The following is a 19,226-nucleotide window of genomic DNA, read 5'->3' as shown; positions in this document are numbered from 1 at the left end:
ATCAGTTCAGCATCCCGGCCTCGCGGTAGAACTTCTCGGCGCCAGGATGGAACGGCACCACGCCGCGGCCGAGCAGCGCGCGCTCGCGCACGATCTCGCGCCCCTTGGCATGGCCGCCGTCCAGCAGGGCGCGGGTCGTCTCGGACCAGAGGGCGCGGGTGATGCCGTAGACCAGATCCTCGGGCACGCTGTCGCGCACCAGCCAGAGCGCGCCGACGGTGAGCGTCGGCGTGTCGGCATCGAGCCCCTCATAGGCGGCCTTCGGGATCACGCCCTGGGCGTAGAACGGCGCGCGCTCGATCACGCGCTTCGCCGCCTCGTCGGTGACCGGCAGGATGCGGCAGCCGGTGCGCGCGCAGAACTCGGAGAAGGCGGCGGCCGGATAGCCGACCACGGTCATGGTCGCGTCCAGCCCGCGGTCCTGCATCCGCTCGGTGCCCTGCGCCTGGTTCAGGTATTCGGGCGTGTAGTCGCGGTTCGGCTGCAGGCCGTAGGCGGCGAGGATCAGCTCGCTGCCGATGCGCGCGCCGGAGGCCTGCAGGCCGATCGCGATCCGCTTGCCGCGCAGATCCTCGAAGCTCCGGATCGGGCTGTCCTTGCGCACCACCGCATGGATGTGCTCGGGGAACAGATGCGCGATGAAGCGCAGCCGGTCGAGCTTCGGCCGGCCCTCGAACAGGCCGGTCGCGGTGTAGGACCAGTGCGTCACGTCGGACTGCACGAAGCCGCTCTCCGCGTTGCCGGATTGGATGAGATTGACGTTCTGCACGCTGCCCTGGGTCGCCTGCGCGACCGCGACCAGGCCCGGCACGCCGTCGGTGCCGCCGCCATCGCCGGTCGCGCGGCAGCGCGAGCCGGGCGGGCAGGAGATGGCGTTGGCGATGATGCCGCCGATCGGATAGTACGTGCCGCCCGCGCTGCCGGTGCCGATGCGGAAGAACTGCGGCGCCTGGGCCGAGGCGGCGGAGGCGGCAAGGCCGGCGGCGGCGACCGCCGCCAACAGGCTGCGACGAAGCGTGGTCATGAAGCATCCCCCTGGCGTGTTCCGGTGATTGACGTCTTCACGCTAGACCCCGGACAGGTCAGGATCAACCGGGCGCGGCCGGTCGCGGCCGCGCACGTCGCGCCTCGCCGCGATCGCGGCGGAGGCGATGCAACATGTCGGATGGGGGACTTGATGATGCACAGATGCGCTCTCGCCCTGGCCGGGCTGCTCGCGCTTTCGGCCGCGCCGGCCTTCGCGCAAGGCCAGCCGCCGCTGCGCTGCGCGGTGGACGGCACCTTCGCGCCGCACGCGATGCCGAAGCTCGGCGGCGGCGTCGAGGGGTTCAATGTCGATCTGTTCCAGGCGATCGCGCGGAAGCTGGGGCGCGAGCTGACGATCGACAGCGCGTCCTTCGCAGGGCTGATCGCGGCGATGAACGCCGGCCGCTACGACTTCCTCTGCGCGCCGACGACCGCGACGCGTGAGCGCGCCGAGAACATGCTGTTCACAGAAGGCTACATCTTCACCGAGTTCCAGTTCGGCATCCGCCGCGGTTCGACGCCCATCTCCTCGCTGGACGACCTGCGCGGCAAGACGATCGCGGTGAACAAGGGCAGCGCCTACGATTCCTGGGCGCAGGCAAACGCCGCCCGTTACGGCTTCACGGTGCAGGCCTACGACACCAACACCGATGCGGTGCAGGCCGTGCTCGCCGGCCGCGCCTACGCCAACCTCGCCGGCAACACGGTCGTCAAGTTCGCGGCCACGCGCAACCCGCAGTTCGTTCCGGATTTTGTCCTGAAGGAGACCCGCGCCCACTGGGCGGCGCCGCTGCCGCGCGGCAGCACCGAGTTGCGCGACCAGCTCGACTGGGCGATCGAATGCCTGAAGAAGGACGGCACCATCGCGCGGCTCTCGGAGAAGTGGTTCGGCCTGAAGCCCGGCGCCGACGATGCCGAGAACACGCCGTTCCCGGGCAAGGGCGTGCCGGGGCTGCCCGGCCATGATCCGACGCCGCACGGACGCGGATGCTGAGCGGCGGAGCGATCCTCGAGGCGCGCGGGATCCACAAGCATTTCGGCCACCTTCACGTGCTGAAGGGGGTGGATCTCGTGGTCGCCCCGCGCGAACTCGTCTTCATCATCGGCCCCTCGGGCAGCGGCAAATCGACGCTCTTGCGCTGCTGCAACCGCCTCGAGGAGCCCTCCTCGGGCAGCGTCGTGGTGGACGGGATCGATCTCCTTGACCGGCGCACGGACATCAACGCCGCGCGCCGGCGCATCGGCATGGTGTTCCAGTCCTTCAATCTCTATCCGCACATGACCGCGCTCGGGAACGTCTCGCTGGCGCTGCGCCGGGTGCTCGGCAGGTCGCGCGAGGAGGCCGAGGAGATCGCCCACGCCGCGCTCCGGCGCGTCGGGCTGGACGAGAAGGCGAACGCCTATCCGCTCGAGCTCTCCGGCGGGCAGCAGCAGCGCGTGGCGATCGCGCGCGCGATCGCGCTCGAGCCGCGCGTGATGCTGTTCGACGAACCGACCAGCGCGCTCGATCCCGAACTGGTCGGCGGCGTGCTGAAGGTGATGCGCGAACTGCGCGAAAGCGGCATGACCATGGTGGTGGTCAGCCACGAGATGGGCTTCGCGCGTGCCGCCGCCGACCGGGTGCTGTTCATGGACCACGGGCTCGTGGTCGAGGAAGGACCGCCCGCGCAGATCTTCGGCGAGCCCAGGGCGGAGCGGCTGCGCGGCTTCCTGCGCGACCTCGACCGGCATTGAGCCTGCTGGCATGACGAACTGGGAGCAGTTCCTCTTCACCTTCTTCAACGCGAAGGTGATGGCGGCGTACCTGCCGAAGATCATCGACGGGTTCTTCCTGACCGTCTGGCTCGCGCTCCTGATCGTGCTGAGCGGGCTGGCGCTCGGCCTGCTGCTCGCGGTGGTGCGCAGCTTCCGCATCCGGCCCGTCAACTGGCTGATCGTGTTCCTGGTCGACCTGTTCCGCGCGCTCCCGCCGCTCGTCATCATCGTGCTGATCTATTTCGGCCTCCCCTCGGTAGGCCTCGCCCCCTCGGGCTTCGTCTCGACCTGGCTCAGCCTGACCTTCGTGCTCGCCGCCTTCGCGGAGGAGATCTTCTGGGCGGGCATCCTCGCGGTGCCGAAGGGACAGTGGGAAGCGGCACGCTCCACCGGCATGGGCTTCGCGCAGACGCTCGGCTGGGTGGTGCTGCCGCAGGCGGTGCGGCTGACCATCCCGCCGCTCACCAACCGCACGATCGCGATCACCAAGGGTACGGCCCTCGGCAGCGTGGTGGCGGTGGCCGAGATCCTGTCCCAGGCCTCGGCCGGCGTGTCGTTCTCCTCGAACCCCTCGCCGCTCACGCTCGGCGCCATCGCCTATCTCGTGCTGTTCGTCCCCGTGGTCGCGTTCGGCCGCTGGGTCGAGACCCGCTTCGCCTGGAAGCGCTGAGCGATGGACGAGTTCGTCGCCACGTTCTTCAATCTCGAGGTCGTCCGCGCCGCCTCGCCGATCCTGCTTCAGGGGCTGTGGGTGACGGTCCAGCTCATCGTCGTGGCCGTGCCGCTCGGGCTCCTCGGCGGCGTGATCCTGGCGCTGCTCTCCACCATCCGCTCGCGCTGGGTGCGCTGGCCGCTGATCGCCTGGGTCGATTTCTTCCGTGCCTTCCCGCCGCTCGTGCTGCTGATGTTCCTCTATGCCGGCCTGCCCTTCGCAGGGATCGAGCTCGGCGCCTTCGGCGCGGTGGCGATCGGCTTCTTCCTCAACACCTCGTCCTACTACGGCGAGATCTTCCGCGCCGGCATCGAGAGCATCCCGCGCGGGCAGATGGAGGCGGCGCGTTCCACGGGGCTCACCGCCGTCCAGGCGATGACCTGGGTGATCCTGCCGCAGGCGGTGCGCAACGTGCTGCCGGACCTCGTCTCGAACACGCTCGAAGTGGTGAAGCTCACCTCGATCGCCTCGGTGGTCGCGCTGCCCGAGCTCCTCTACCAGGCGCGCCAGGCGCAGAGCGTCACCTACAACCCCTCGCCGATCGTCGCCGCGGCGGTGATCTACTTCCTCCTGCTCTGGCCGGCGGTGCGGCTGCTCTCGCGGCTCGAGCACCGGGCGGTGGCGCGGCGGTAACGCAGGCGTGCGAGGCGCGGCCTTGCCGCCGCCACATCGCTCGCGTAGCCGCGCACGCCGATGCGCCTGCCGATCCCGCTCGCCATCCTCGCCTCCACGCTCGCGCTGCTCTGGCCCGCGTTCTGGAACGGCTGGCCGCTCATCTTCAGCGACACCACCGACTATCTCTGGGTCTGGACGCGCCCGGAGTGGTTCCGGCCGTTCCGCCCGCCCGCCTATGGCTGGCTGATCGGGCCGCTGCACCAGGCGCACACGCTCTGGCCGGTGATCGCGGCGCAGGCGCTGCTGACCGTCTGGCTGATCCGGCTGGTGCTGCGCCGGGCCGGGCTCGGCGCGGGCCGGCATCTGCTCGGGGTCTGCCTCGCGCTTGCCCTGCTCTCGGGCGCGCCGTGGTTCGTCTCCTGGGTGATGGCGGATGCGCTCACCGCGCCGATGGTGCTGGCGGCCGCGGCGCTGGCGCTTGGCGGACTCGGACGTATCGAGGCGATCGGCGCCTGGCTCGCGCTCGCCGCCGCGACCGCGGTGCACCTGACCCATCTGCCCACGCTCGCGGCGATCCTCCTCGCGCTGGCCGTGCTGCGGCTGCTGCTGCGCGGCGCGCCGGTGGCATGGAGCGGTCTGGGCGCCGCCGCGGCGGCGCTGGTCGCGGCGCCGGCGTTCAACCTGATCGCGAACTGGCTCTCGCACGGCACCGCGACGCTCGCCTTCGGCTCGTCGATCTTCCTCGGCGCGCGCCTGGTCGGCGACGGGCTGATGCAGGCCTATCTGACCGCGCACTGCCCGCACCCGGCCTGGACGCTCTGCGCCGACATCGCGTCGCTGCCGCGCGATTCCGACGACTTCCTCTGGAACCCGAACTCGGTGGTGTGGCGCGACCGCGACTTTTTCCGCCTGGAGGGCGAGCTCGCGGCGCTCAATCCGCGCGTGATCGCCGAGCACTGGTGGCCGTTCCTGCGCAACGGGCTTGCGCGCGCGCTCCGCCAGCTCGTCACCGCGGAGGTCGGCGCCGATCTCTCCGTGCGCGTGAACGAGGACCGCGCGCTGCTCGCGCGCCTCGTCATCCCGCGCTTCGCCGCGACCATGGGGCCGGAGGCGGCGGCGGCGCTGGATGCGGCGCGGCAGACCAGCGAGGAGATCGCGCGGTTCCCGCTCGCGCGGCTCGCGGGGCCTCTGTCGCTCCTCGCCGTGCCGGTCGCCGCGCTCTGGTTGGCGCTCGACCGCATGGCGGCGCGCTCGCCGGCGGCGGTGCTCGCGGTCGCGACCGCCGCCGCCGCGGTTGCCAACGCGGTGGCGGTCGGGCTGGGCGGCGCGGTGCACGACCGCTACGCCGCGCGGCTGATGTGGCTGTTCCCGCTGGTGGTCGCGATGCTCATCGCCGCGCGGCTCAGTCGCCGAGCGCCACCCCTTCGCGCCGCGGATCCGCCCCGCCCGTGATGCCGCGCGCGGTCACGACGATCGCGTGCAGGCCCGAGACCGTCGGCTGCACCGTCACGCGGTGCCCGCGCGCCTCCAGCGCCTCCTTCAGCCCGGCCGCCCCGGTATCCCGCTCCAGCAGCACCGGCCCGCCGGTGGTCAGGACGCGCGGCAGCCCGATCGCGGCCTGCGGGTCCATCGCCCAGTCGAGGATCGCGACCAGGGTCTGCGCGACGTAGCCGATGATCAGCGCCCCGCCCGGCGAGCCCAGGATGACGCGCAGCTCGCCCTGCGGATCGAACACCATGGTCGGCGCCATCGAGCTCCTCGGCCGCTTGCCCGGCTCGACGCGGTTCGCCACGGCGCGGCCGTCGCTCTCGGGCCGGAACGAGAAGTCGGTGAGCTGGTTGTTCAGCAGGAACCCCGCCGCCATGATCCGCGCGCCGAATGCGCTCTCGACCGTGGTGGTCATCGCCACCGCGTTGCCGGAGGCGTCGAGGATCGAGAGGTGGCTCGTGCCGCTGTCGCGCGCGGTCGCATCGGGGGCGAGGGCCCCCTCGCGCCAGGGCGGGTTGCCGGGCTTCGGCGCCGGGTTGGCGCGGTCGCGGTCGATCAGCTGCGCGCGCGCGGTGAGATAGGCCGGATCGAGCAGCCCGCGCACCGGCACGCGCACGCGGTCGGGGTCCGCGACGTAGAGGTTGCGGTCGGCGAAGGCGAGACGGCCCGCCTCGGCGAGCCAGTGCGCCGCCTCCGCCCCGCGCGGATCGAGCGCGGCCATGTCGGTGTGGGCGAGCAGGCCGAGGATCTGCCCGACCGCGATCCCGCCCGAGGAGGGCGGGCCCATGCCGCAGACGCGCCAGGCGCGGTAGGGCACGCAGACGGGATCGCGCAGCACCGGGCGGTACCCGGCGAGGTCGGCCGCGCTCAGCCGGCCCGGGTTCCACGCCGCACCGTGCACCGCGGCGACGATCGCCTCGGCGACCGGCCCCTCGCGCAGGGCCGCCGCGCCGCGCGCGGCGATCGCGCGCAGGGTCTCGGCATAGGCGGGATTGCGCAGCACATGGCCCTCGGGCAGCGGCGACCCGTCCGGCAGCAGGAAATGGCCGCGCGTGGCCGGGTCGCGCGCGAGCCGTTCACGTTCAGCGGCGATCGCGGCGGCAAGCCGCGGCGAGACCGCGAAGCCCCGCTCGGCGAGGGCGATCGCCGGGGCGAACAGGCCGGCCCAGGGGAGGCGACCATGCGCCCGGTGCGCGGCCTCGAGTGCCGCAACGGCCCCCGGAACCCCGACCGCACGCCCGCCATGCGCCGCCTCCAGGAACCCCATCGGCACGCCGTCGGGGCGGAGGAACAGGTCGGGCGCGGCCTCGGCCGGCGCGGTCTCGCGCCCGTCCCAGGTCTCGAGCGTGCGCACGCCTGCGTTCCAGTGCAGGATGAAGGCGCCGCCGCCGATGCCGGAGGATTGCGGCTCGACGAGCCCCAGCACCGCCTGCACCGCGACCGCCGCGTCGATCGCCGCCCCGCCGCGGCGCAGCACCTCGCGCCCCGCCTCGGCCGCGAGCGGATGCGCGGCCACGACCATGTGGCGTGCGGCAGTGGCGGGCTCGCGGCCGGCGGCCGGAGCGGCGAGCAGCAGCAGGGCAAGGGCGAACCGGCGCATCGGCAGCGTCCTCGGCGGGCATTCCCGCTATGCTGCCCCCACCCTGCGCCGGACGCCATGGCGCCGCCGCACGGCCACCCCATCTGAGCGCATGACCGAGGAGAGAGCATGCCCGCCCCCGCCGTCATCGCCGGCCCGCCCATGGTCTTCCTGCCGGAGAAGCGCCTGGCGTGGCCCGAGCGCGCACGCTTCCGCCTGCAGGCCGATTTCGCGCCGAACGGAGACCAGCCGCAGGCGATCGCGGAGCTGACGCGCGGGCTGGAAGCGGGGGAGCACGATCAGGTGCTGCTCGGCGTGACCGGCTCGGGCAAGACCTTCACCATGGCGCACGTGATCGCCAATCTCGGCCGGCCGACGCTGATCCTGGCGCCCAACAAGACCCTCGCCGCCCAGCTCTACGGCGAGATGAAGTCGTTCTTCCCCGACAACGCGGTGGAGTACTTCGTCTCCTACTACGACTACTACCAGCCGGAAGCCTACGTTCCCCGCACCGACACCTATATCGAGAAGGATGCGCAGATCAACGAGCAGATCGACCGGATGCGCCATGCCGCGACCCGCGCGCTGCTCGAGCGCCCCGACGTGATCATCGTCGCCTCGGTCTCCTGCATCTACGGCATCGGCTCGGTCGAGACCTACAGCCAGATGGTGGTGCGGGTGGCGCGCGGCGAGCGGCTCGACCGCGATCGGCTGCTGAAGGCGCTGGTGGAGCTGCAGTACCGCCGCAACGACCTCGCCTTCGCGCGCGGCAGCTTCCGCGTGCGCGGCGACGGCGTGGAGATCTTCCCCGCCCACTACGAGGACCGCGCCTGGCGGATCTCGCTGTTCGGCGACGAGGTCGAATCGATCCACGAGTTCGACCCGCTGACCGGCGAGAAGACCGCCGCGCTCGAGACGATCACGGTCTATGCCAACAGCCACTACGTCACGCCGCGCCCGACCATCACCCAGGCGATCCAGGGCATCAAGGCGGAGCTGAAGGAGCGGCTGGCGGAACTGCGGGCGCAGGGCAAGCTGCTGGAGGCCGAGCGGCTGGAGCAGCGCACCTTCTACGATCTCGAGATGCTCGAGACCACGGGGTCCTGCAAGGGGATCGAGAACTACTCGCGCTACCTGACGGGGCGGAATCCCGGCGAGCCGCCGCCCACCCTGTTCGAGTACCTGCCCGGCAACGCGCTGCTGATCGTCGACGAGAGCCACGTCACCATCCCGCAGCTCGGCGGCATGTATCGCGGCGACTATGCGCGCAAGTCGATCCTCGCCGAGTTCGGCTTCCGCCTGCCCTCCTGCGTCGACAACCGGCCGCTGAAGTTCGAGGAGTGGGACGCGATGCGCCCCGATACGATCTTCGTCTCGGCGACCCCCGGCCCGTGGGAGATGGAGCGCACCGGCGGCGTGTTCGTCGAGCAGGTGATCCGCCCGACGGGGCTCGTCGATCCCGTCACGATCGTCCGCCCCGTCGAGAAGCAGGTGGACGACCTGCTCGCCGAGTGCCGCGCCTGCGCCGAGAAGGGCCAGCGCGTGCTGGTGACCACTCTCACCAAGAAGATGGCCGAGACGCTCACCGAGTTCCTCAACGACGCCGGCATCAAGGTGCGCTACCTGCATTCCGACATCGACACGCTGGAGCGGATCGAGATCATCCGCGACCTGCGCCTCGGCGTGTTCGACGTGCTGGTCGGGATCAACCTGCTGCGCGAGGGGCTGGACATCCCGGAATGCGCGCTGGTCGCGATCCTGGACGCCGACAAGGAGGGGTTCCTGCGCTCCACCACCTCGCTGATCCAGACCATCGGCCGGGCGGCGCGCAACATCGACGGCCGCGTGATCCTCTACGCCGACAGCATGACCGAGAGCCTCAAGCGCGCGCTCGAGGAGACCGAGCGTCGGCGGGCGAAGCAGCTCGCCTGGAACGCGGCGCACGGCATCACGCCGCAGAGCGTGAAGAAGCAGGTCGCCGAGATCGTCGCCTCGGTCTACGAGCAGGACTACGTCACCGTCGCCGCCGTCGCCGAGGAGGCGGGACCGAGCGAGTTCGTCGGCAAGGATCTGCGCGCGACGATCGCCGAGCTCGAACGGCGCATGCGCGAGGCGGCCGCTGATCTCGAGTTCGAGACCGCGGCGAAGCTGCGCGACGAGATCCGCCGGCTGGAGGCGAAGGAGTTGGGGCTGGATCGCCCCGGCGTGGCGCCCTCGCGCGCCGTGGACTGGAAGCCCAGGCCGCTCGGCCCGGGCGGCGGCGGCTACGATCCCGCCCGGCGCCGGAGCGGGGCGAAGCGCCGCCGCGGCCCGTGACCCTGGCCGATCGCGCCCGCCCCCCCTATTTCTGCCTCGCGCACCCTGCCGGAGACCCGCCATGCTGTTCGACTTCGCCGCGATCGGCCCCGACAACGCCTACAAGCTCCTGGTCTCCACCGTGGTGCCGCGGCCGATCGCCTGGGTGACCACGCTCGACACCGAGGGGCGGGTGAACGCGGCGCCCTACAGCTTCTTCAACGCCATGGCGAACGACCCGGCGGTGGTGGCGATCGGCATCGGCCCGAAGAGGGGTGAGCTCAAGGACACCGGCACGAACATCCGCCGCACCGGCCAGTTCGTGGTCAACCTGGTGTCCGAGGAGACCGCCCATGCGATGAACATCACCGCGATCGACGTCGATCCTGGCGTCGACGAGCTCGCCATGGCGAAGCTGACGCCGCTCGCCAGCACGCTGGTGAAGCCGCCGCGCATCGCCGAGAGCCCCGTCTCGATGGAGTGCGAGCGGCTTGCGGTGGTCGAGGTCGGCAACGGCCGCGCGGTGGTGCTGGGCAAGGTGCTGGCGATGCATGTGCGCGACGACTGCGTGCTCGATCCCGCCCGGTGCTACATCGACACGCCGAGACTCGGGCTGATCGGACGCATGCACGGTCGCGGCTGGTACGCGCGCACGACCGACCGGATCGAGATCCCGCGCATCACGGTGGCCGACTGGCTGGCGGGCAAGGCCGCCGAGTAGCGGCGCGCCGCCGGCGACGTTCTCTGGCGATGTCTGGCGGCGCGTGCTAGGTCTGCGACTGAGAACCATTTGCAGGGACCGCGCGCCCCGACCGGCCGCCGATCGACCCGTGCCGCAGGACATCGCCCTCTCAGCCGGCCGCCCTGCCGGACCGCCGATGGCGCGGGCGGCGCTGCGCGCACACTCGGCCTGGACGGTCGCGGCCGTCCTCGTCGCCCTGCTGGTCGCCTCGCCGATCCTCGCCGTGCTGATCGGCGCGCTCAGGCCGGCCGGGCCGGCCTGGCAGCACATCGTCGGCACGGTGTTCGCCGAGTTCGTGCTGAACTCCGCCCTGCTCGCGGTCGGCGTCGGCGCGCTCGCGATCGTCATCGGCACCGGCACGGCCTGGCTCGTGACCATGCACGAGTTTCCAGGACGGCGCGTCTTCGAGATCGCGCTCCTGCTGCCGCTCGCGGTGCCGGCCTATCTGATGGCCTATGTCTACACCGACCTGCTGCAGTTCACCGGACCGGTGCAGACCTGGCTGCGTGCCACCTTCGGCTGGCAGTGGGGCGAGTACTGGTTCCCCGAGATCCGCAGCGTCGGCGGCGCCATCGCGATGCTGGGGCTGGTGCTCTACCCCTATGTCTATCTCCTCGCGCGCGCCGCCTTCCTCGAACAGTCGGTCTGCCTCGCCGAGGTCGCGCGCACGCTCGGCTGCAACCGCCGCCAGGTGTTCTTCCGCATCGGCCTGCCGCTCGCACGCCCCGCCATCGCCGCCGGCACCGGGCTTGCCCTGATGGAGGCGCTGGCGGATTTCGGCACGGTGCAGCACTTCGCGGTGCGCACCTTCACCACGGGCATCTACCAGGTCTGGCTGACCATGGGCGACCGGGTGGCGGCGCTGCAGCTCGCCGCCTGCCTGATGGGCGTGGTCGCGCTGCTGCTCGCGCTCGAGCGCGCGGCGCGCGGGCCGCGGCGCTTCCACAACACCTCCTCGAAGCACCAGGCGCTGACCCGCTCGCCGCTCGGCGGCGCGGCGGGAGCGGCCGCCATGCTCGCTTGCGCGCTGCCCGTCCTGCTCGGCTTCCTGCTGCCGGCCCATGTGCTGTTGCGCTACGCCCTGACCGAGGGCGACCCGCTGTTCGGCCCGACGATCCTGCCCTTCGCCCGCAACAGCCTGGTGCTCTCGGGCGTGGCCGCGGTGATCGCCACCGCGATCGCGGTGGTGGTCGCCTACGGCGTGCGGCTGCGCGGCGGCTTGACGATGCGGGCGGCCGCGCGCATCGCGGCGATGGGCTACGCGATCCCGGGCTCGGTGATCGCGGTCGGCGTGCTCGTCCCGTTCGGCCTGTTCGACAACGCGGTCGATGCCTGGATGCGGACGCGCTTCGGCGTCTCCACCGGGCTGCTGCTCTCCGGCACCATGGCCGCGCTGGTCTTCGCCTATGTCGTGCGCTTCCTCGCGGTGGCGCTCTCCTCGGTGGAGGCGGGACTGGCGCGCATCCGGCCGACGGTGGAGGACGCCGCGCGCGTGCTCGGCCGCGGTCCGGGCCGGACCCTGCTCGCGGTCCATCTGCCGCTCCTGCGCGGCAGCCTGCTCGCAGCCCTGCTGCTCGTCTTCGTCGACACGATGAAGGAACTGCCGGCGACGCTCATCGTCCGGCCCTTCGATCTCGATACGCTCGCGGTGCGCGTCTACAACCTCGCCTCGGACGAGCGTCTCGCCGAGGCCTCGACGGCGGCGCTGCTGATCGTCGCGGTCGGGCTGATCCCCGTCGCGCTGCTGTCGCGGGCGATGAAGCGCACCGGGCACGGCTGAGGGCGGGGCAGGCTGGGCCATTCCGGAAAACAGGACGCCCCGGGCGGGCTGCCCGGGGCGCAAGTGGGAACGGAGCGATATTGGGGCAATGCCCCGGGGGAACGGGTCCGGGGTGCCCTGGGAGACGCCCCGCCGCGAGGGGAACGTGAACGGCGGAGCGATCGGGTTCAGCTCGAGAGGCGCGGCGGACCGACCGCGGCTGGCCTTCGCTGCAGCCTGAGCCCGGCCCGGCACAGTTCGGCCGCGGCGCAGGCCATGAGCGCTATGCCGCGCGGCGCGAGGCAGGGCGCGAGCCATTCCGCCACCGCGCGCTGCGCGACCCATGGCTCGCCGGCCTGGAGGGCCGCCAGCCCCGTCAGCAGCAGGGCCTCGTCGCGCGACAGCGCCGCCTGAGGGGGCGCGTGGAGCACGATCGTGCCACGCGTGCCTGCATCGAGCAGTGCGATGAACTCGGTGAAGACCGCGATGGCGCGCGGCGAGATCCCGGCACGGGCGAAGGCGAGACAGAGCGGCGCGTCTGTCCCGCCGCGCGCGGCCGCGCCCCGCAGCGCGAACAGCGCGAGCTGAGCAGCGCGGTCGAGATCCGGCACCGTGGTGGTCGCGGTGCTTCGATCCGGATGCAGGGTCGCCGCCTCGGCGCTCATTTGCGAACCATTCTCAACTGTGGCGCGGAAGAAGGGGGCCTGAGCCCCCTTCACGGACAACCCTCAGCGCCAGCCGACGCGCTGCATGATCTCGAGCGCCTTCGCGCCGTTGCGCGCATAGGCGACCGCGTTCAGGCGGTCCTCCTTGAAGCGGCCCCAGGCGGCGACCTCGGGCACGACGTTCACCTCGTCCACCACCGGGTACTCGTTGTTGCCGCGCGCGAACATCTCCTGCGCCTTCACCGAGGTCAGGTATTCGACAAAGGCCACCGCCGCGTCGCGGTTCGGCGCCGTGCGCACCACGCCGGCGCCCGAGATGTTGACATGCGTGCCGCGATCTTCCTGGTTGGGGAAGATCACCTTGAGCTTCTCCGCCGCCTGCCGGTCCTCGGCCTTCGACGAGCGGATCAGGCGCGCGAAGTAGTAGGTGTTGCTCACCGCGATCCTGCCCTGGCCGGCGGCCACGGCCATGATCTGGTCGGTATCCCCGCCCTGCGGCGGGCGCGCCATGTTGGCGACCACGCCCCGCGCCCACTGCTCGAACGCCGCCTCGCCGTTCGCGGCCAGGATCGAGCCGGCGAGGGAGATGTTGTAGACGTGGCTCGCGGTGCGCACGAGGATCGTGTTGCGGAACGCCGGATCGGCGATGTCCTCGTAGCGGGCGAGCGGCTTCGGCGGCGTCCAGTCCTTGGGCACGATGAGAACGCGCGCACGCTTCGAGAGGCCGAACCAGTGCCCGTCGGGGTCGCGCAGATGCGCCGGCACGCGGCTCTCCAGCGTCGCACTCCTGGTCGGGGCGAGCACGTTCGCGTCCATCGCCCGCACCAGCCGTGCCGCATCCACCGTGATCAGCACGTCCGCCGGGCTGTTCGCCCCCTCGTTGCGGATGCGCTCGATCAGCTGGTCCGCGTCGCCCTCGATCAGCCGCACGCGCACCCCGCCCGAGACCTCGGTGAAGCCGTCATAGAGCGCGCGGTCGGTGTCGTAGTGGCGGGAGGAATAGACGTTCACCACCTTCTCCTGCGCGCGCACGAGCGCCGGCGCGGCGAGGAGAGCGGCCCCGCCGAGCAGGGCGGTGCGGCGGCGGAGCAGGATCGTGCGGTCGGTCATGGCGTCCCGTCGCTGTTGATGTTGAAAATCATTCGCAGCGACTCCTAGGGCATCTGCGAGCGGTTCGCAACTGGATTCCGACGCCGCCGGGTTCACCCGCGCCCCGCCGCCGCCTACAGTGCCGCCGCCGCGCGCCGAGGAAGGAACAGACCGATGGCCGAGACCGCACGCCCGCAACTCGTCCTGCCGCGAGGCGCAGTGGAATGCCACAGCCACGTCTACGACCCCGACCGCTTCCCCTACCTCGCTCCCGAGATCGGCGAGAAGACCTACGACTGGCGCGCCTACAAGGCCGTGCTGATGGACCGGCTCGGCTTCGATCGCGTCGCCGTCGTCCAGGCCGGCGCCTACGGCCACGACAACCGCTGCACCCTCGAAGCGGTCGAGAGGATCGGCATCGAACGCGCCCGCGCCGTGGTGATCACGCGGCCCGATGAGACCGAGGCGGGATTCCGCGCCCTGCACGCGCAGGGCGCCCGCGGCCTGCGCTTCTTCTTCGGCTCGAAATGGCTCACCCTCGACGACGTCGAGCCGATGACGAGGCGCATCGCGCCCCTCGGCTGGCACATCATCATGCAGGACCCGGACGGGACGAGGATGCCCGCCTGGGCGGACCTGATCGGGCGGCTCCCCTGCCCCGTCGTGATCGACCATCTCGGGCGCGTCCCGCCCGGGCCGGGTGCGATGGCGACCGCCACCCACCCCGCCTTCCAGGCGCTGCTGCGCATGGTCGAGACCGGCAAGGTCTACGTGAAGCTCTCCGGCTTCTATTACTCGTCCAGCACCGGCTGGCCCTATCCGGACGTGGAACAGCGCGTGCGCGCGCTCGTCGAGACACGGCCCGACCGGCTGCTCTATGGCGCGAACTGGCCCCACCCGCGCATGGATCCGAAGCCCGACGACGCGAAGGAGCTCGACCTGCTGCTGGACTGGGTGCCCGATCCCAAGACGCGCGAGATGATCCTGGTGGACAATCCCGCGCGGCTCTACTTCGCCGATTGAGGCGGGGAGGCTCCGCCCCCTGCCCCGCAAAGGGCCATGGCCGGCCCCCATCGCGCAGGCACGAAGGGGCGCGCCCCCTTGATCCCATTCACACCGTGATCGACCGCAGGAACCCGGTACGCGCCTTCAACGCGCCCATCAGCAGCGCATGGTCGCTGCCCGACAATACCAGGCGCGCGCCCATGCCGATGTAGACCGGCGCGTTCTGCTCGTCGTAGACGCCGCCCATGCCGGTGATCTTGCCGTGCTTCCGGCACGCGCCGATCACCGCCGCATAGGCCGCCTTCACGCGCTCATGGCCGATCTGGCCCGGAATGCCCATCTCGGCCGTCAGGTCGGAGGTTCCGATCATCAGGCAGTCGATCCCCGGCACCGCCGCGATCGCCTCCGCGTTCTCCACCGCCTGCGGCGTCTCGATCATCACGATCGTCAGCAGGCGCTTGTTCATCTCCGCCATCAGCTCGCCCGCCGGCAGCGCCGCATAGCCCGCCTGCGCGCAGGGGCCGCCGAGGCTGCGATGGCCGAGCGGCGGATACTTGCAGGCCTCCACCACCGCCCGCGCCTCCTCCGCCGTGTCGATGTGCGGGATCACCACGCCCATCGCGCCATTGTCGAGCACCCGCGGCGCCTGATCGAGCGCGCCCTTGCACACCCGCACGATCGGCGTCACCCGCGTCGGCAAGGCCGCGATCGCCACCTGTGTGGCCTGATCCTCGCTGAACCCCCCATGCTCGGCGTCGATGAACAGCCAGTCGACCCCGGCCGCCTCGGCCAGCATCCCCGTCGCGGCCGTGCGCAGATGATGCACGCCGAGGCCGAGCGCGACGCCGCCGGCCCTGATGCGCGCGAGCGCGTGGTTCTCGATCATCCGGGTCATACCTCCCTCTCCGCTGGAGGCGGCACGGCACCACGCGTGCCGGACGCGGTCAATGGCGCCTCGCGCGGCCGGTTCTCGGCCAGCGCGAGCAGCGTCTCCAGCCGATCCGCCTCCCCGGCCGGCTTGTCGGTGCGGATCCGGCTGATACGCGGGAACCTGAGCGCGACGCCCGACTTGTGCCGGCTCGAGAGCTGCGCGGCGTCGAATGCGATCTCCAGCACCAGCGCCTTCTCCACCTCGCGCACCGGGCCGAAACGGTTCACCGTATTGTTGCGGATCCAGCGATCCAGCCAGGCCAGTTCCTGGTCGGTGAAGCCGAAATAGGCCTTGCCGACGGGCACGAGCTCGCCGTCCGCGCGCCACAATCCGAAGGTGTAGTCCGAGTAGAAGGACGACCGCTTGCCGTGGCCGCGCTGCGCGTACATCAGCACCGCATCGATCGTCAGCGGATCGCGCTTCCACTTGAACCAAGGCCCCTTCGGCCGTCCGGCGACATAGGGGCTGTCGGCGCGCTTCAGCATCAGTCCCTCGATCGCCGCCGCGCGCGCACCCTCGCGCAGCCGTGCGAGTTCCTCCCACGAGGCGAAGGGCACGAGCGGCGAGAGATCCATGCGCAGCGGGCGATGTCGGGCGTACCACGCCTCCAGCCGCGCCCGCCGCGCGTCGAACGGAAGACCGCGCAGGTCCTCCTCGCCCTCGAACAGGAGGTCGTAGAGCCGCACCGCGCAGGGGTGGTCGCGCAGCAGCTTCGGTCCGACCGCCTTGCGGTTCAGCCGCTGCTGGAGATCGGCGAAGGGGGCGACCGCGCCGTCGCGCACCACCAGCAGCTCGCCGTCCAGCACGGCGTGCAGCCCCGCCATCGCCTCGGTGATCTCGGGGAACGCGGAACTGATCTCCTCGCCGCCGCGCGACCAGATCTTCCGCCCGAGCCGCGTGGCGACGAGCTGCACGCGGATGCCGTCCCATTTCCACTCGGCGCGATACGCGGCCGGGTCGAGCGCCGCGAGTTCGCCCTCCTCCAGCGGCGTCGCCAGCATCAGCGGGCGGAACACCGGCGCATCGATCGCGCGCGGCTGCGGCGCCGCCCCCTCCAGCCAGCGGAACAGCGGCAGGTAGGGCGGATCGACCGCGGGCCACGCCTCCTCGATCGCATCCACCGGGCGGCCGAAATGGTCCGCGAGCGCCACCTTGGCGAGCCGCGCCGAGACGCCGACGCGCAACCCCCCGGTGATCAGCTTGAGCAGCGCGAGCCGCGACGAGGCATCCAGCGCATCGAGCCAGCCGGCGACGATCCGCGGCAGGTCGGCCTTGCTCGCCGTCGCCAGCGTCTCGGCGACCTCGGCGAGGGATGGTGCCGCGGCCTTCCCCCCCGCGCGTGCGGGCCAGATCAGGCTGACCGTCTCGGCAAGATCGCCCACGTAGTCGTAGCTCCAGGCGAACAGCACCGGATCGGTGCGCTCGGCGGCGAGCGCGCGGATCAGCCCGGGCTTCGCGGCGGAGAAGGAGAGTTCGCCCGTGATGGCGGCGAGCCCGATGCCGCGATCGGGGTCGGGCTGGGTCGCGATCCAGTCGCGCAGCAGCGCAAGTTTGGCGCCGCGCGCGGGCGTGAACACGAGACGTTCCAGCAGGTCGGCGAAGGCCCTCACGTCTCGGCCTCCGTCGCCTCGTCCTCCTCCCCGCGGCCGATCAGATGGAGCGCGCGGCCCCGCACGCCGCGCTGCGCACAGGCATGGATCAGCGCCTCCTCGCGCCCGTGCGTCACCCACACCTCCGGTGCGCCGACCGCGTCGATGGTTGCGTTCAGCTCGTCCCAGTCCGCGTGATCGGAGATCACCAGCGGCAGCTCGACGCCGCGGCTCTTGGCGCGCTGGCGCACGCGCATCCATCCCGAGGCGAGTGCCACCACGGGATCGTTCAGCCGGCGCGCCCAGCGGTCCTGGATCGCGCCGGGCGGGGCGAGCACGATCGCGCCCCGGAGCGCGTCCTTGTTCGCCACCGTAGCCGGACGCAGGTCGCCGAAGTCCTGGCCGAACGACTCGTAGACCTCGGTCATCGGCGCGAGCGCCCCGTGCAGCCAGATCGGCGCGTCGTAGCCCGCCGCGCGCAGGAGCGCGAGCAGGCGCTGCGCCTTGCCGAGCGCATAGACGCCAACGACGTGCGTGCGGTCCGGAAACACGCGCAGGCTGGCGAGCAGCCGCGCGATCTCGCCTTCGGCCGGCGGGTGGCGGAACACCGGCAGGGCGAAGGTCGCCTCGGTGACGAAGAGGTCGCAGGCGACGGGCTCGAAGGGGGCGCAGGTCGGCTGCGGCCGGGGCGTGTAGTCGCCGGAGACGACCGCGCGTGCCCCTTGCCACTCCAGCACCACCTGCGCACTGCCGAGCACGTGTCCCGCCGGGCGCAGCGTGACGCGCACGCCGTTCACGTCAAGCGTCTCGCCGTAGCGAAGTGCCTGCTGCACCTCGCCGGCTCGTCCCTCGCCAAGCCGCCGCGTCATCAGCGCGAGCGTCTCGGGCGTGGCGAGCACCGCGCCGTGGCCGGGCCGGGCGTGGTCCGAATGTGCGTGGGTGATCACCGCCCGGGGCACCGCACGGGCGGGGTCGATATGGAGATTCGCCGGTTCGCACCAGAGCCCGGCGGGAGTCACCTTCAGCCAGGTTTCGGGATGGGGAGGCATTCGCTCCTCACATGGCGCGAGTGTGGCACGAGAGGAAGCGCCGCCCTACCCTGGCGCCATGATTGATCCCGCCTCCTTCCTGCTCTTCCTCAGCGCCGCCCTCGTCATCGCGGGCACCCCCGGACCCGGGATCATGTTCGTCGCCGCCCGCACGCTCGCCGGCGGACGGAGGGAGGGGCTCGGCTGCACGCTCGGCACGGGGATCGGTGGACTGGTGCACGTCGCCGCCGGCGCGGCGGGGGTCTCGGCGCTCGTGCTCGCCAGCGCCGAGGCGTTCACGGCCCTGAAGCTCGCCGGCGCGCTCTATCTCGTCTGGATCGGCATCCGCATCTGGCGTGAGGCCGGCACGGTGGTGCGGCTGCCGGACGCGGGACTGACGCCGCGCCGCCGCTCGGGTTTCCGTGACGGCATCGTCGTCGAGGCGCTGAACCCCAAGACTGCCGCCTTCTTCCTCGCCTTCATCCCGCAATTCGTCGATCCCGCCGGCGCGGTCGCGCTGCAGTTCGTGCTGCTCGGCACGATCTCGGTCGTACTGAACACCGCCGTTGACGCGCTCGTCGTGCTCTGGGCCGCGCGGGTCCGCGACGGTGCAGCGCGGCGGCCACGGCTTCTCCGCCGGCTTCGCAAGGCGTCGGCCGGAGCGATGGTGGGACTCGGCCTCGCCCTCGCCGCCGCACGCCGGCCGGCGACATGACTGCCCTGATCATGGAACTTCGGCGCAGCGCGCTCGACTGACGCAAGCCGCCTGGCAGAAGCGCGGTGGCGGACTCTCGACATGTGCCTATAGTCAGAATGTGGACGAAACAGGAACACACCCGCTGCCCGCCCGCCTCGCCGCCTGGTTCGCCATGCGCGGCTGGTCGCCGCACCCGCACCAGCGCGCGATGCTGGCCGAGGCGCGCGCAGGCCGCTCCGCCCTGCTCATCG

Annotated in this window: 17 protein-coding genes; 10 read left to right on the top strand and 7 right to left on the bottom strand. The window is 71.7% G+C overall.

Going from position 1 to position 19,226, the window contains the following annotated elements; translation table 11 throughout:
• Position 1 precedes the first annotated feature (1 nt).
• A complete protein-coding gene (locus tag FK498_RS06105; RefSeq protein ID WP_141852619.1) occupies positions 2–1,024 on the bottom strand; it encodes a TAXI family TRAP transporter solute-binding subunit in 1,023 nt (340 codons plus the stop codon).
• Between the two features lie 156 nt (positions 1,025–1,180).
• Between FK498_RS06105 and FK498_RS06100 the strand changes: the two genes are divergently transcribed.
• The 5 genes from FK498_RS06100 to FK498_RS06080 are packed head-to-tail and all read left to right on the top strand — an operon-like array spanning position 1,181 to position 5,560.
• Positions 1,181–2,020, top strand: coding sequence for a transporter substrate-binding domain-containing protein (locus tag FK498_RS06100; RefSeq protein WP_141852614.1), 840 nt, complete (start codon positions 1,181–1,183; stop codon positions 2,018–2,020).
• A gap of 11 nt (positions 2,021–2,031) precedes the next feature.
• On the top strand, positions 2,032–2,760 hold the full coding sequence (locus FK498_RS06095) for an amino acid ABC transporter ATP-binding protein (RefSeq protein WP_202614768.1): 729 nt from the start codon (positions 2,032–2,034) through the stop codon (positions 2,758–2,760).
• A 10-nt stretch (positions 2,761–2,770) separates the two neighbouring features.
• Positions 2,771–3,451, top strand: coding sequence for an amino acid ABC transporter permease (locus FK498_RS06090; RefSeq protein ID WP_141852610.1), 681 nt, complete (start codon positions 2,771–2,773; stop codon positions 3,449–3,451).
• A 3-nt stretch (positions 3,452–3,454) separates the two neighbouring features.
• On the top strand, positions 3,455–4,126 hold the full coding sequence (locus FK498_RS06085; RefSeq protein WP_141852608.1) for an amino acid ABC transporter permease: 672 nt from the start codon (positions 3,455–3,457) through the stop codon (positions 4,124–4,126).
• Between the two features lie 60 nt (positions 4,127–4,186).
• Positions 4,187–5,560, top strand: coding sequence for a hypothetical protein (locus FK498_RS06080; RefSeq protein ID WP_141852606.1), 1,374 nt, complete (start codon positions 4,187–4,189; stop codon positions 5,558–5,560).
• Here FK498_RS06080 and ggt read toward each other — a convergent pair.
• Positions 5,511–7,196, bottom strand: coding sequence for a gamma-glutamyltransferase (ggt, locus tag FK498_RS06075; RefSeq protein ID WP_141852604.1), 1,686 nt, complete (start codon positions 7,194–7,196; stop codon positions 5,511–5,513). The two genes, FK498_RS06080 and ggt, sit on opposite strands and share 50 nt — an antisense overlap.
• 108 nt (positions 7,197–7,304) lie before the next feature.
• On the opposite strand from ggt, the gene uvrB reads away from it, so the two are divergent.
• From uvrB to FK498_RS06060, 3 genes are all read left to right on the top strand, one after another.
• Positions 7,305–9,491 carry an excinuclease ABC subunit UvrB gene (gene uvrB / locus FK498_RS06070; protein WP_141852602.1) on the top strand — a complete coding sequence of 729 codons (2,187 nt, stop codon included), beginning with the start codon at positions 7,305–7,307 and terminating at the stop codon, positions 9,489–9,491.
• Between the two features lie 61 nt (positions 9,492–9,552).
• Positions 9,553–10,191, top strand: a complete 639-nt coding sequence (locus FK498_RS06065) for a flavin reductase family protein (protein ID WP_141852601.1) — start codon at positions 9,553–9,555, stop codon at positions 10,189–10,191.
• 157 nt (positions 10,192–10,348) lie between these two features.
• A complete protein-coding gene (locus tag FK498_RS06060) occupies positions 10,349–11,992 on the top strand; it encodes an iron ABC transporter permease (protein WP_141852599.1) in 1,644 nt (547 codons plus the stop codon).
• A gap of 167 nt (positions 11,993–12,159) precedes the next feature.
• Here the strand turns inward: FK498_RS06060 and FK498_RS06055 are convergent, their stop codons facing one another.
• Both FK498_RS06055 and FK498_RS06050 read right to left on the bottom strand, forming a co-directional pair.
• On the bottom strand, positions 12,160–12,636 hold the full coding sequence (locus FK498_RS06055; protein WP_141852597.1) for a hypothetical protein: 477 nt from the start codon (positions 12,634–12,636) through the stop codon (positions 12,160–12,162).
• A 63-nt stretch (positions 12,637–12,699) separates the two neighbouring features.
• Positions 12,700–13,746 (bottom strand): extracellular solute-binding protein, encoded by a 1,047-nt coding sequence (locus FK498_RS06050; protein WP_141852595.1) that lies wholly within the window; start codon positions 13,744–13,746, stop codon positions 12,700–12,702.
• 153 nt (positions 13,747–13,899) lie between these two features.
• Between FK498_RS06050 and FK498_RS06045 the strand changes: the two genes are divergently transcribed.
• Positions 13,900–14,748 (top strand): amidohydrolase family protein, encoded by an 849-nt coding sequence (locus FK498_RS06045; RefSeq protein WP_141852594.1) that lies wholly within the window; start codon positions 13,900–13,902, stop codon positions 14,746–14,748.
• Positions 14,749–14,836: 88 nt separating this feature from the next.
• Here FK498_RS06045 and FK498_RS06040 read toward each other — a convergent pair whose 3' ends face one another.
• The 3 genes from FK498_RS06040 to FK498_RS06030 are packed head-to-tail and all read right to left on the bottom strand — an operon-like array spanning position 14,837 to position 18,299.
• Entirely contained in the window at positions 14,837–15,625 is a 789-nt protein-coding gene (locus FK498_RS06040) for an HpcH/HpaI aldolase/citrate lyase family protein (protein ID WP_237560849.1), read from the bottom strand.
• Complete coding sequence (locus tag FK498_RS06035; protein WP_141852592.1) at positions 15,622–17,271, bottom strand: cisplatin damage response ATP-dependent DNA ligase; 1,650 nt, start codon at positions 17,269–17,271, stop codon at positions 15,622–15,624. The genes FK498_RS06040 and FK498_RS06035 overlap by 4 nt, the downstream gene beginning before the upstream one ends.
• On the bottom strand, positions 17,268–18,299 hold the full coding sequence (locus FK498_RS06030; RefSeq protein WP_141852590.1) for a ligase-associated DNA damage response exonuclease: 1,032 nt from the start codon (positions 18,297–18,299) through the stop codon (positions 17,268–17,270). Before FK498_RS06030 ends, FK498_RS06035 begins: the two co-directional genes overlap by 4 nt.
• A gap of 58 nt (positions 18,300–18,357) precedes the next feature.
• Between FK498_RS06030 and FK498_RS06025 the strand changes: the two genes are divergently transcribed.
• Positions 18,358–18,993, top strand: coding sequence for a LysE family translocator (locus tag FK498_RS06025; protein ID WP_141852588.1), 636 nt, complete (start codon positions 18,358–18,360; stop codon positions 18,991–18,993).
• The last annotated feature ends 233 nt before the right edge of the window (positions 18,994–19,226 follow it).

It is taken from the genome of Elioraea sp. Yellowstone, assembly GCF_006704265.1.
In the GTDB taxonomy this organism is placed as follows: Bacteria; Pseudomonadota; Alphaproteobacteria; order Acetobacterales; family Acetobacteraceae; genus Elioraea.
Note: the sequence above shows the minus strand (reverse complement) of the source record. Positions and strands in the feature narration are given on the sequence as shown.